This window comes from Rossellomorea vietnamensis, assembly GCF_008180415.1.
Taxonomy (GTDB): domain Bacteria; phylum Bacillota; class Bacilli; order Bacillales; family Bacillaceae_B; genus Rossellomorea; species Rossellomorea vietnamensis_C.
Genome location: NZ_VTEI01000003.1, coordinates 57,652 through 70,918, shown reverse-complemented (window position 1 = coordinate 70,918; position 13,267 = coordinate 57,652). Strand labels below are relative to the sequence as shown.

General features: G+C 43.8%; 8 protein-coding genes and 1 pseudogene. 8 read left to right on the top strand and 1 reads right to left on the bottom strand.

Going from position 1 to position 13,267, the window contains the following annotated elements; all coding sequences use genetic code 11:
• Nucleotides 1-149: 149 nt before the first annotated feature.
• Nucleotides 150-743: a glycerol-3-phosphate 1-O-acyltransferase PlsY gene (gene plsY / locus FZC78_RS06635; RefSeq protein ID WP_148938882.1), complete on the bottom strand. Its 594-nt coding sequence runs from the start codon at nucleotides 741-743 to the stop codon at nucleotides 150-152.
• Nucleotides 744-1,238: 495 nt separating this feature from the next.
• Here plsY and FZC78_RS06630 point away from each other — a divergent pair, with 495 nt between their 5' ends.
• The 8 genes and pseudogenes from FZC78_RS06630 (at nucleotide 1,239) to FZC78_RS06600 (ending at nucleotide 12,466) form a co-directional block, all read left to right on the top strand.
• Nucleotides 1,239-2,525 carry a purine/pyrimidine permease gene (locus FZC78_RS06630; RefSeq protein WP_148938881.1) on the top strand — a complete coding sequence of 429 codons (1,287 nt, stop codon included), beginning with the start codon at nucleotides 1,239-1,241 and terminating at the stop codon, nucleotides 2,523-2,525.
• Nucleotides 2,526-2,968: 443 nt separating this feature from the next.
• Nucleotides 2,969-3,937, top strand: a complete 969-nt coding sequence (locus FZC78_RS06625) for an ABC transporter ATP-binding protein (RefSeq protein ID WP_148938880.1) — start codon at nucleotides 2,969-2,971, stop codon at nucleotides 3,935-3,937.
• Entirely contained in the window at nucleotides 3,927-4,586 is a 660-nt protein-coding gene (locus FZC78_RS24190) for an ABC transporter permease (protein WP_252183534.1), read from the top strand. Before FZC78_RS06625 ends, FZC78_RS24190 begins: the two co-directional genes overlap by 11 nt.
• A gap of 18 nt (nucleotides 4,587-4,604) precedes the next feature.
• Nucleotides 4,605-5,498: a glycine betaine ABC transporter substrate-binding protein gene (locus FZC78_RS24185; RefSeq protein ID WP_187444830.1), complete on the top strand. Its 894-nt coding sequence runs from the start codon at nucleotides 4,605-4,607 to the stop codon at nucleotides 5,496-5,498.
• 110 nt (nucleotides 5,499-5,608) lie between these two features.
• Nucleotides 5,609-6,016, top strand: a complete 408-nt coding sequence (locus FZC78_RS06615) for a CoA-binding protein (RefSeq protein ID WP_148938879.1) — start codon at nucleotides 5,609-5,611, stop codon at nucleotides 6,014-6,016.
• 468 nt (nucleotides 6,017-6,484) lie between these two features.
• On the top strand, nucleotides 6,485-8,464 hold the full coding sequence (gene parE, locus FZC78_RS06610; RefSeq protein ID WP_435874033.1) for a DNA topoisomerase IV subunit B: 1,980 nt from the start codon (nucleotides 6,485-6,487) through the stop codon (nucleotides 8,462-8,464).
• Nucleotides 8,461-10,890, top strand: coding sequence for a DNA topoisomerase IV subunit A (parC, locus tag FZC78_RS06605; RefSeq protein ID WP_148938877.1), 2,430 nt, complete (start codon nucleotides 8,461-8,463; stop codon nucleotides 10,888-10,890). The genes parE and parC overlap by 4 nt, the downstream gene beginning before the upstream one ends.
• Before the next feature lie 144 nt (nucleotides 10,891-11,034).
• Nucleotides 11,035-12,466 (top strand): annotated as a pseudogene (locus FZC78_RS06600) (alanine/glycine:cation symporter family protein).
• Nucleotides 12,467-13,267: the final 801 nt, after the last annotated feature.

The window sequence follows — 13,267 nt, the reverse complement described above, 5'->3', positions numbered from 1 at the left end:
ACTGTCGAATTTCCTGGTAATTAAACACGTTCTATTAATCAGGCTCTTTTTAGTTGATTAATAAAAATTTTGACTTTTTCCTCTGCCATCAAAACCACAGAATATAAAAGAGCCATAAACCAAATGGAGATTGGCTTACGGCATTCAGGCTATCTTTTAAAGGAAAGCCAGGTGATTTTCGGCTCTGTTTTGTTCATGATACGGCTGATGTTGGCTCTATGTCTGAAGACAACGAAGAAGGAGAGAGCTCCAATCACAATGATGAGCGGTATATCTCCTGTAAATAACGAATAGACGAACGCAAAAACAGCGACTAGAATAGATGAAAGAGATACATATTTCGTTAAAAATAAACATAGGAAGAAAAACAATAGCAGCAATACGAATAATATCGGAACATATCCGAGAAGGACTCCGCCGGAGGTCGCTACTGCTTTTCCGCCGCGGAAGTTGGCGAAAACAGGGTACATATGACCGATGACTGCTGCCACACCCGCAATCAGCATGTGCAGTTCTGAATCGAATAGAAGCGGAAGCAGAACGGCTGCTGTTCCTTTCAGGATATCCATGATCGTTACGACCATCCCGGCCTTTATCCCGAGGGTCCTGAAGCTGTTGGTGCCTCCTAGATTGCCGCTTCCATGTTCCCTTATATCCTTTCCGAAAAATGCCTTTCCAATAATGAGTCCCGATGGAATAGAACCTAATAAATAGGCCAGTACAATAATAAGTGCAATGATCACTTTTACAACCCCTTTAACCTGAATTCCGTTAATGTTGTAAGGTTAACGGCTTTTTTATATGAGTAAAGATTATTTTACCATGAAAAGAGGCACTTTGGGAGTAACGACAGTAAAAATTATGACCAGCTATAACTAGTTACTTATATAAATTTATTCATACATGGCTTATTTATGCGTGTGGAGGTTCTAGTACGCGAATAGATGGCTGTTTTACACGAGTGTTTTTCTCTCTAACTGGATACATTTTCTGGTGAATGATCGCGGGATTTCTCAGAATTAACATGCTAATTCGAGATTTTAACCCCTTTTTAAACAAGCTATAAAGAGCAGCGCATCGAACGCCTGTACAGAAATCAGCAGCCTTCTAAAAGCAGCAATTCTCACGAGAACAGCGCTTTGAAAAATTCTATTAATAACAGAGTGAATGTTCCATCACCTTCCAATCCGAATATGCTAGAATGGAGGGTAGATTGTCCAGAATGAGGTGTAACAGCAATGAAAATATTTCTTACAGGCCTGCAATGGATGGCCTTTATGGTTGCCGGTTCAATTGCGGCTCCCATTGCGATAGCAGATCTATTTAATCTGCCGGCTTCTGAAACGGCAGGATTCATCCAAAGAACGATGTTTGTTTTAGGTGCAGCAGGAGTGCTGCAGGCGTTGATCGGCCACAGGATGCCGATAAACGAAGGACCCGCCGGTTTATGGTGGGGGGTGTTTGCCATTTACGCAGGCTTTGTTGGTACCATTTATGGAACCGGCGGAGAAGTCCTGCAGCTGCTTCAGGGCGGCATGCTTGTCAGCGGTTTGTTTTTCTTTATCTTTATCTTCGCAGTTACAGGAGGGCTCTCTAAGCTCACAAAATTGTTCACGCCGACGATAACTTTTATCTATCTGCTTCTGCTGATCTTTCAGTTGAGTGGTTCGTTCATAAAGGGAATGTTCGGGTTGTCGGGGGAACAGACAGCGATTGATCTAACCATTCTAGCAGGGAGTTTATTTACGTTTTTCCTTACTCTTTATTTATCAAATCATAAAGTATCATGGATCAAGCGGTACTCCATCATTTTTTCGTTGATTATTGGATGGCTTGTCTTTATCTTGATAGGAAAAACAGGAAGAGTTCCAGAAACAACTGGAGAGGTAGTATCACTGCCAGGAATTTTTGTTTTTGGTCTGCCGGAATTCGATTTAGGAATTATCATTACTTCATTTTTCATTACATTATTGCTGATCACAAATATGATTGCTTCTATTCGTGTAATGGAAGAGGTCATGACGAGGAACAATATGAAGCTTCACAGAAGATACAACAGTGCAGGAACAGTATCAGGGATCAACCAAGTATTGGGCGGCCTTTTCTCTGCAGTGGGTTCTGTACCGATATCCGGTGCAGCCGGTTTTGTTTCCGCCACAGGGATTCTATCTATCATCCCTTTTGTTCTAGGCGCATCTCTTGTAGTGGTGATAAGTCTTTTTCCAGATATTATGAACATCTTAGCCACACTGCCAGCTCCGGTTGGATATGCGGTTACATATGTGATTTTCATCAACATGGTAGGCTTAGCCCTTGGAGAGTACAAAAAAGAAGAAAACTCGGAGCGGTCCAATTTTGCTGCGGGAGTCGCCCTGATTGCCGGAGTGGGGTTGATGTTCGTCCCGCCTTCTGCTTTTGAGGGAGTGCCGGCAGTAGCCGCTTCAATTTTAAACAACGGGTTGATCATCGGGACCATTGCAGCCATCGCGGTGGAGCAGGTTCTGATCAGGAAGGAAAAAAAGTAAAAGTTCTAAAATGCATAATGAGCACCTGCCGGTTTTTAAACAGGCTGGTACTTTTTTATGTGCAGGCTGCATTAGTAGATAGGCTTTTATTAAATCGTGAAGTTAGAAAGAGCTGTATGCAGCATCGATCAGGAAAAAGCAGAATCGGTTTAGTCAGAGAGAGTCACAGACAGCATTGAATCTGAGAAAAAGGAGAATCCATGCAGTCAGAGTGCCCGCAGACAGCATTGAATTCAAAAATGCAGAATCGGTGCAGTCAAAGAGGCACGTAAACAGTTTAGAATCCGCTTATTTTGAAAAGTTTTCCACGTGAGAGCTGCAGCAAGGTCCAGGCAAAAGCGTATTCAACAAGCAATATCTTTTTAAAATTAGATTAATATATGTTTAACTTGTGATGGGCAGGGAAATATGAATATGATTTTATAATTTAAGCAGGTGTTGTGATGATTGAATTCAAAAATGTCAGGAAGAAATTCGAAGATGGAACAGAGGCAATAAAGGGGATTGACCTGGTCATCCCAGAAGGCGAATTGACTGCTTTGATCGGTCCGAGTGGATGCGGCAAAACGACCACAATGAAGATGATCAATAAGCTGATTGTGCCGACTGGTGGAAAGATATACATAGACGGTGAAGAAATTGCTTCGAAAAACGAAGTGGAATTACGCAGGAATATTGGATATGTCATACAGAGGATCGGTCTGCTGCCGCATATGACTATTGAAGAAAACATAGCACTCATCCCTAAATTAAAAGGATGGAAGAAAGAGCAGTATGCACCGCGGGTGGATGAACTGATGGAGCTTGTCGGCCTGGAACCAGATGTGTACAAAAAGAGATATCCGCTGGAGCTCAGCGGCGGCCAGCAGCAGCGTGTAGGCGTTATCAGGGCACTGGCAGCAGAACCTCCGATTATCTTGATGGACGAGCCCTTCAGTGCATTGGATCCAATCAGCCGCGAACAGCTGCAGGATGAATTAAAAAGCCTTCAGCAGAAAATACATAAAACGATTGTCTTTGTCACGCACGATATGGATGAAGCATTAAAGATTGCTGATAACATTGCCGTCATGAGGGAAGGTGTCATAGAACAATACGGCTCCCCTGATGAATTGCTGACCAGCCCTGCAAATGAATTTGTTAAGGCGTTTATAGGAGAACACCGCATGAACCAAGGACAGTCTGTCCTATCTGTCAGGGATATCATGTCAAAGGACGTCAAACGCATTCCGGGTCATGCTGTCGAATCCATCTCTGCCGGCTCATCCATCTCCAAGGCTGCCGGGAAGCTGCTTCAATTACAGTTGGATATTCTAATAGTAGAGGAAAATGGAGAAGCCGTCGGTTTTGTAACAAAAGAGGATATCCTCCTGACAGTAGCCGAAAAGGAGGGGTCAACTTATGCTGGGTAACGTCTTTTCCACCTTCTGGACAACAATTAGCAGCAGGTCAGATGTTATCATGGAAGGCTTGATTGAACACCTCATCCTTTCATTTGTTTCGATTTTCATTGCTATATTAATTTCCCTGCCGCTGGGCATCTACATATCCCGGAAAAGGGGCTCAGCAGAGTTCTTTATCGGCATTACCGCAATCTTTCAAACCATCCCAAGCCTTGCCCTGTTTGGGTTCCTTGTTCCGCTTCTTGGGACCGGAAGCACTACTGCTATCATTGCATTAACTGTTTATGCGCTTCTACCGATTTTAAGGAATACCTATACAGGGATTACAGGGGTGGACCAAGCCATAATAGAGGCAGGAAGAGGAATGGGTATGACCAAACGGCAGCTGCTCTATAAAGTCGAGCTGCCGCTGTCTCTGCCTATCATAATGGCCGGTATCCGTACGGCTACTGTCCTGACGGTCGGTGTGGCCACTTTGGCAACTTTCGTTGGTGCAGGAGGACTGGGAGATATCATTTACAGGGGGCTCTCGTCTTGGAATAACAGTCTGGTTCTGGCCGGGGCCCTTCCAGCAGCATTGCTTGCCTTGTTTTTCGATTACTTGCTTAAACTTTTGGAAAAGGCTGCAACCCCTAAAGGGTTAAAGGCCAGAAAATAATAAAGGGGTTAATTGGCTATGAAAAAAAGCTTGATTCTAGCGGCACTTTCGCTGATGCTCGTGCTTTCAGCATGCGGAAACGGTGATGGAAATGATACTGTAGTAGTTTCCGGGAAGATGTGGACTGAACAATACATTTTAACAGAAATGCTGGCACAGGTCATTGAAGAAAAAACAGATTTGAATGTAGAACGTGAGGAGGCGCTTGGGGAAGTGTCTATCTTGACTCCGGCTATCGAAAAAGGAGACATCGATATGTATGTCGAGTACACCGGAACAGGATTGAAAGCAGTCTTGAAAGAGGAAGCTGAAGAAGGTGCAGATGCTGATGCCATCTTTGAACAAGTGAAATCAGGCTACGAAGAAGAGTTTGGTGTTACTTGGCTGGAACCTCTTGGGTTTGAAAATACCTATACACTAGCTTACCGCAAGGATGAAGGTGTAGACGCTGAGACTTACTCAGATTTGGAAGCCTATTCCGAAGAAATGGTTTTTGGTGCACCCCATCAGTTCTATGAACGTTCCGGCGATGGTTATGATGATTTAGTCAAAGCTTATGATTTTAACTTTGAAAGTACAGAGAGCTATGATCCTAACATCATGTACGAAGCAGTTAAAAATGGGGATGTTGACTTGATTCCTGCCTTTACAACAGATGGGCGAATCCAGCGTTATGACTTGGAAACCACTAAAGATGATAAAGGCTTTTTCCCGCCTTTCTATGCAGCTCCTATTGTAAGACAGGAAGTACTGGATGAACACCCGGAACTTGAAGATGCAATCAATGAGCTTGCCGGCAAAATTACAGAAGAAGAGATGAGCGAATTGAATGCCAGAGTGGATATTGATAAAGAAGAACCTGCGGATGTTGCAAGGGACTTCCTCATATCTAAAGGCATCATTGAAGAATAAGAATTAAGGGATTTAAGCTGGCCAAAACGGGTAAAAAACCTGCAGGCCAGCTTTTTTAGCAGGACTTTTCCCAGTTTTATAGAAATAATGTTAATAAGGAGTTGAAGACAATGGAACATCTAACAAGAAATGAAATGAAACCGCTGCTCGATAAGTCAAAAGTAATAGCGGTCGTGGGATTAAGCGATAATCCTGACAGGACGTCTTATATGGTGTCGAAGGCTATGCAGGACAGCGGCTATGAAATCATACCTGTCAATCCGGTGATCGACGAGGCTCTGGGAGTGAAAGCAGTGTCCTCTCTGAAGGAGATCGGAAAGCATGTAGATATCGTGAATGTTTTCCGGAGGTCGGAATTTCTTCCTGAGATTGCAAGGGAATTCAATGAGATTGATGCAGACATTTTTTGGGCACAGCTTGGTGTATATAATGAAGAAGCCTATGATTTTTTAAAAAGCAAAGGTTATACCGTAATTATGGACCGCTGTATCAAAGTAGAACATGCTTTAACTCGGTAAGGATTCAAACAAGCGACGGGAAGGTGCCCCCGCTTGTTTTTTTATGGAGAGACATTCCAAATGTGTTTTCTTAAGGCTCTTTTCGTAAAGTTTGTTGCTTAGATACTAATTTCGAAAAAATAACCCTATTACCAAGATGAATTTGGTACACGGAAAAGAAAAGAGCTGCTCTTCCTCGTTTAGAGTAAAAATTCTGAGTAACCGGGGATATCCGAAAGCAACAATATATACGAAAACAGCCTTTCTTAAAGGCGAGTGAATTTCAAAAAAACCGCCGGTAATACTGAAAAAACTGGCTTGCTTTTAAGCTGGATTTTAAAAATAAATTTGCGAATTTGAAATAAAACGATACAATAAAGCATAGATGTGCGTGGTTACTGTGGTAGAATGAGGAGAGCGAACAAACGTTCTTTTGTGTAAAATATTCACCACTACTAGACAGAGATAAGTTTTGAAAGGGGAATGTTCGTGGCCAAAAGAAATAACCAGTCCATGGATTATAATGATGATGCGATACAGGTACTGGAAGGTCTTGAAGCAGTCAGAAAAAGACCAGGTATGTATATCGGATCTACTGATACCAGAGGTTTACACCATTTAGTTTATGAAATTGTTGATAACTCTGTAGATGAAGCTTTGGCTGGCTATGGAGATGAAATCACTGTTACGATACATAAAGATAACAGCTTGAGTGTGGAAGACAGCGGCCGGGGAATGCCAACGGGTATGCATAAAATGGGCAAGCCGACGCCTGAAATCATTTTGACTGTACTTCATGCCGGAGGTAAATTCGGGCAGGGCGGCTATAAAACGAGCGGCGGGCTGCATGGTGTCGGCGCGTCTGTTGTTAATGCGCTTTCAGAGAGGCTGAAAGTGACCATCATGCGAGATGGATTTATTTACGAACAAACGTTCGTTAATGGTGGGAAGCCGCAGACTACCTTAGAGAAAATTGGAAAAACCAAAAAGACAGGAACGCGGATCAGTTTTAAACCCGATCCTTCCATTTTCAGTGTGACCTCTTATAATTATGACACGTTATGTGAGCGTCTCCGTGAATCAGCCTTCCTTCTAAAAGGACTGAAGATTACTATCACAGATGAAAGGCATGACCAGCAGGACGTTTTTCACTTTGAAAGCGGCATACAGGCCTTTGTACAGTACTTGAATGAAGAAAAGGATAGTATCCATCCGGTGGTCTTCTTTGAAGGGGAACATAACAGCATTGAAGTGGAGTTTGCTTTTCAATTCAATGATGGCTTTTCGGAAAACATCCTTTCCTTCGTGAATAATGTCAGGACGAAAGATGGGGGTACGCATGAAGCCGGAGCCAAGACCGCGATGACGCGTGTATTCAATGAATATGCCCGTAAAGCTGGGATTTTGCGCGATAAAGATAAGAACCTTGAAGGAACGGATATAAGGGAAGGATTGTCCGGAATTGTATCGGTCCGCATTCCTGAGGAACTCCTTCAATTTGAAGGGCAGACGAAAGGGAAACTGGGAACAAGTGAAGCCAGGTCTGCTGTTGATGCAGTCGTTTCGGAACATCTCCTCTATTTCCTGGAAGAAAACCCGGACACCAGTTCACTTTTAATCAAGAAGTCAATCAAAGCGGCTCAGGCAAGGGAAGCTGCAAGAAGAGCCCGTGAAGATGCCAGAAATGGGAAAAAGAGAAAGCGGTCTGAAACCATCCTCTCCGGAAAGCTGACCCCTGCTCAGTCAAGAAACCCTCAGAAGAATGAACTATATTTGGTCGAGGGTGATTCTGCCGGCGGTTCTGCTAAGCAAGGAAGAGACCGGAAATTTCAGGCGATACTTCCTCTTAGGGGAAAAGTCATCAATACAGAAAAAGCTAAATTGCAGGATATCTTTAAAAATGAAGAGATCAACACCATCATCCATGCTATCGGAGCAGGAGTGGGCCCGGAATTTAATTTAGGCGACATCAACTACGATAAAATTGTGATCATGACGGATGCCGATACGGATGGAGCTCATATTCAGGTCCTTCTTTTAACATTCTTCTACCGTTACATGAAGCCGTTATTGGATGCAGGGAGAGTCTACATTGCCCTTCCGCCGCTTTTCAAAGTCAGCAAAGGCTCTGGAAAGAAAGAAGTGATTGAATATGCGTGGACCGAGGATGAACTGGACGGGGCTATCAAAAAGATCGGCAAAGGCTATATGATTCAGCGCTATAAGGGTCTCGGGGAAATGAACGCTGACCAGCTTTGGGAGACTACGATGGATCCCGAAACACGGACCTTGATCCGGGTCAAGATCGATGATGCCGCACGGGCTGAGCGCCGTGTGACAACCCTGATGGGAGATAAAGTAGAACCACGCAGGAAATGGATTGAAAGTAATGTTGCCTTTGGCCTCGAGGAAGATGGCAGCATATTGGAAAATGAAAATGTATCTGTCGCTGAGGAGGGTGATGTATGACAACTCAAGAACGATACCAGGACCTGCCCCTTGAAGATGTGATAGGTGACCGGTTTGGCCGATACAGCAAATATATCATTCAAGAACGCGCATTACCGGATGCCCGTGATGGCTTGAAGCCTGTACAGCGCCGGATTCTCTACGCTATGCATTTTGAAGGGAATACACATGAAAAAGGCTTCAGGAAATCAGCCAAGACCGTCGGAAACGTAATCGGTAATTATCATCCCCATGGTGATACATCCGTTTACGATGCTATGGTCCGCATGAGCCAGGAATGGAAGCTCAGAAAATTGCTCGTTGAAATGCATGGAAACAACGGAAGTGTCGATGGCGACCCTCCTGCTGCTATGCGTTATACAGAAGCACGATTATCAGCTATCTCTACAGAGCTTCTGCGCGATATAGAAAAGAATACGGTGGATTTTGTACCGAATTTTGATGATACTTCAAAAGAACCGACCGTCTTGCCTGCGCGTTTCCCAAGTTTGCTGGTAAATGGGTCGACCGGAATTTCCGCCGGATATGCAACAGACATTCCACCTCATCACTTGTCAGAAGTCATTGATGCGGTCATTATGCGCATGGACAAGCCGGAATCATCCGTTGATGATTTGATGACCGTCATTAAAGGGCCTGACTTCCCAACTGGTGGTACTATACAAGGTGTTGAAGGAATTAAGAAGGCATATGAAACAGGAAAAGGGAAGATTGTTGTTCGAGGAAAGACGGAAGTGGAAGCGGTCCGCGGAGGAAAGCAGCAGATTGTCATTACTGAAATTCCATATGAAGTCAATAAAGCCAACCTGGTCAAGAAAATGGATGAGTATCGTCTTGACAGAAAAGTCGAGGGTATTGCCGAAGTAAGGGATGAAACGGACCGCACCGGCCTGCGCATCGTCATCGAGCTGAAGAAAGAGGCCGATGCAGACGGTGTCCTGATGTTCCTTTATAAAAATACTGACCTGCAGGTCGCCTACAATTTCAATATGGTTGCCATCCACAACCGCCGTCCTCAACTTATGGGACTGCGCCAGCTGCTGGACGCATATATCGAACATCAAAAAGAAGTCGTCACGAACAGATCTAAATATGACTTAAAAAAAGCACAGGAAAGACAGCATATTGTAGAAGGCTTGATGAAAGCCTTATCGATACTTGATGAAGTGATCGCTGCCATCCGTGCCTCTAAAGATAAACGTGATGCCAAAAACAATTTGATTGCCAAGTTCGATTTTTCAGAAGCACAAGCTGAAGCCATTGTATCCTTGCAGTTATATCGACTGACAAACACGGATATTACGGCTCTTAAAAAGGAAGCGGAAGAGCTGGCGAACCTTATTAGTGAGCTTACAGCGATTCTGGAAAGTGAAAGCAAGTTGTTAAGTGTCATCAAAAAAGAGATGAGAGCAATCAAGAAGCAGTTTGCCGACGAAAGACGCTCTGTCATAGAAGCGGAAATCGAAGAAATCAAGGTGAACCTCGAAGTCATGATTGCCAATGAAGATGTAATGGTGACTGTAACGAAAGATGGTTATATCAAGAGGACGAGCCTCCGGTCATTCGCAGCGTCCAACGGGCAGGACCTCGCTATGAAAGAAACGGACAGGGTCCTTATACAACAGGAGATGAATACAACCGATGTCCTGTTACTATTCACGGACAAAGGCAGTTATCTGTATTGCCCGGTTCATGAACTGCCGGATATCCGCTGGAAGGATCTCGGCCAGCATGTGGCAAACGTTATTTCAATTGATAAGGATGAAAATCTCATCAGTGCCATGCCGATTAAAGAATTCGATGAGAATCGATATCTCTTGTTCATTACAAAGAATGGCATGGCCAAGAAATCGCTGTTAAGCCAGTATAAAGCTCAGCGGTATTCCAGGGCACTGGTAGCTCTCAATCTGAAAAAGGATGACGAATTGATTGATGTTCATTTGACGGATGGAAGCCAGGACTTATTCCTTGCCACTCACTTTGGGTTAGGCCTATGGTTCAGCGAGGAAGAAGTCAGTGTTGTGGGACCGAGAGCAGCGGGAGTCAAAGGAGTTAATCTAAAAGACGGAGACTTCGTGGTTGGTGGAAAGACCATCACAACGCCTGCTTCCCAATCGATTTTGATAGCCACGCAGCGAGGTGCTGTGAAAAAGATGAAGCTTGCAGAGTTTGAAAAAACTTCTAGAGCGAAACGCGGTCTCGTTATGCTGCGCGAATTGAAAGCCAATCCGCATCGTTTGGCTGGAATGGAAGTTGTGGAAGAAATAGATGCAGTTTCTCTTGAAACGAGCAAAGGACATGTGGAAACAATCCAAGCTGCCACTTTCAGAAACAATGACCGTTATTCTAACGGCTCATTTGTATTAGATCAGGGAGAAAGCGGGTCTGTAGTCAAAATATGGCGTGAACCGCGGCCAACTTTATAAATGAATAATGGAAGCAGACACAGATAGAGTGTCTGCTTCTTATTTTTTCGGTTTTGCAATCAAGATACTAGGGTAATACCAAGGTATGTTTTTGCTTCAAAGTAACTCGCAGGAGGAATTTCGATGGAGACAGATAAAAATTTTATGGACTACTTTACTGCTATAACAGGCTCACTGAATACGTTTATTTGGACGTATATACTCATTGCGGCACTGATAGCACTTGGCATTTACTTTTCAATCAGGTTAAAGTGGGTTCAATTCCGCTATATCGGTGAAATGTTCAAGCTTCTTACTGATAAAGCGATGATTTCAGCAGACGGAAAAAGAGGAATCTCCTCCTTCCAGGCCTTTACCGTGTCAACTGCTTCCCGTGTAGGGACCGGGAATCTTGCGGGAGTGGCTACTGCCATAGCCGGTGGAGGACCTGGAGCCGTATTTTGGATGTGGCTCATTGCTTTATTAGGCGGTGCAACATCATTTGTGGAAAGTACACTTGCGCAGATTTATAAGGTTAAGGATAAAGATGAATTCCGCGGCGGTCCGGCTTACTATATGGAGAAAGGCCTGAATGCCAGATGGATGGGCATTATCTTTGCCATAGTCATCACTTTCAGTTTCGGACTGGTGTTCAATTCTGTGCAATCGAATACGATTTCAATAGCGGTAAATGAGTCCTATGGGCTGAACCGGCTGACAATCGGATTGATTCTGGCAGGTTTAACAGCAGTTGTTATTTTTGGTGGAATTAAGCGTATCGCCCATGTAACTCAGATACTAGTCCCCGTATTGGCGATATTGTATATACTCCTGGCTTTATATATTTTAGTCCGGAACATAACTGTCCTCCCGGATATGTTTATTCTTATCTTTGAAAGTGCATTCGGCTTGAGAGAAGTCGTCAGCGGAGGTGTAGGGGCTGCCGCTGATGATGGGAATCAAGAGGGGCTTGTTCTCCAATGAAGCGGGTATGGGTAGTGCACCGAATGCTGCTGCAACTGCTGCAGTCACCCATCCGGCAAAGCAGGGGTTGATTCAGACACTAGGCGTGTTTACAGATACATTGATCATTTGTACTTCTACAGCTTTTATCATAATTTTATCCAACGAGTACACAGGCGGACTTGACGGGATCAGTTTGACACAGGCAGCGTTGACTTATCACGTGGGAGACTGGGCAGGAGCTTTTGTTGCCACGGCGATTTTCTTGTTTGCCTTCAGTTCCATAATCGGAAACTATTATTACGGGGAAACCAATATTGACTTTATTAAATACAGCCCTGTCTCTCTATTTCTCTATCGTCTTGCTGTACTTGGTATGGTTGTATTTGGTGCGACGGTGGAACTTGAGGTCGTATGGGGGCTGGCGGATCTATCCATGGGGCTCATGGCCATCATTAACTTGGTAGCCATCACACTGCTGGCGAAAATAGCAGCAGCAGCCTTGAAGGATTATCGCCTTCAAAAGAAAGAAGGAAAAGATCCCGTATTTTATTCTGACTCGATTCCAGGCCTTGAAAATATCGAATGCTGGGATACAATGCCAGAAGAAGAAATGAAAAAAAGACAAGGATAATATCAACGGATGACCAGCAGGTGGTCATCCGTTTTTTCTATAGTATTGAAAAACCTTAGGCATTCGGAGGGCACTGAAAATCTACCGAATTTTATAGTCTACTTGCTTTAACCTCAGATAAAGTCAACTATCCTTCCTTAAAGAGGAAGAAAGGTTGACTTTTTTCTTGCTCTCTATCCTGCATCAGCGTTAGAAACCTTTGGTGTTTTTTTAGTTGCCTGCCACCGCTGGAAGGATAGAAGGGTGCTAATTAAAGCTAGTGACCGGTGTTGCTTAACTATGTAGTTCAGTGTTTTGGATAGTAAATAGAGGAAAGAGATTCCCTTATTTCTTACAAAACTCTAAGAAAAGCTAAAATAGGGGAATAAATTTCCCTTAATTAGCTTAATACGCTAGAAAAATTGTGCTTTTTATCATATAAGGGAAAAAAGTTCCTCTATTTTCACCTTAATAAGCTTGAAATTGCAGATAAGGGAAAAAAGTTCTCTTATTTCCGGCTGAGTACCCAATTAAGGGAATGACTGGACGATCTCTCTCTAAAGCCCATTACATTATTCACCCAACCAAGCAGAGTAGGCCTCCTCAACAAAAAACCAGCACTCTTTCATAAAGCTTTTATGAAAAAGGCAGAATCGCTCTTGGAAGTGAGCGATTCTGCCTTTAAACTAATTGTTGGACTTTTTCAGTGCCCTCGGCATGCGGGTGGTCTTTTTTTCTCTAGAGAACATTTGCCTGTCGGGGCTGACCAAGGCGCTTACGCTTTTGTTCCGTCCAGCTTCAGCGCCTAGCCCCTCGGGGTCA

Excerpts from the sequence above, each read along its gene's own strand:
- FZC78_RS06630 (WP_148938881.1), top strand. The coding sequence starts at position 1,239 with ATGAAAATATTTCTTACAGGCCTGCAATGGATGGCCTTTATGGTTGCC.
- FZC78_RS06625 (WP_148938880.1), top strand. The coding sequence starts at position 2,969 with ATGATTGAATTCAAAAATGTCAGGAAGAAATTCGAAGATGGAACAGAG.
- FZC78_RS24190 (WP_252183534.1), top strand. The coding sequence starts at position 3,927 with ATGCTGGGTAACGTCTTTTCCACCTTCTGGACAACAATTAGCAGCAGG.
- FZC78_RS24185 (WP_187444830.1), top strand. The coding sequence starts at position 4,605 with ATGAAAAAAAGCTTGATTCTAGCGGCACTTTCGCTGATGCTCGTGCTT.
- FZC78_RS06615 (WP_148938879.1), top strand. The coding sequence starts at position 5,609 with ATGGAACATCTAACAAGAAATGAAATGAAACCGCTGCTCGATAAGTCA.
- parC (WP_148938877.1), top strand. The coding sequence starts at position 8,461 with ATGACAACTCAAGAACGATACCAGGACCTGCCCCTTGAAGATGTGATA.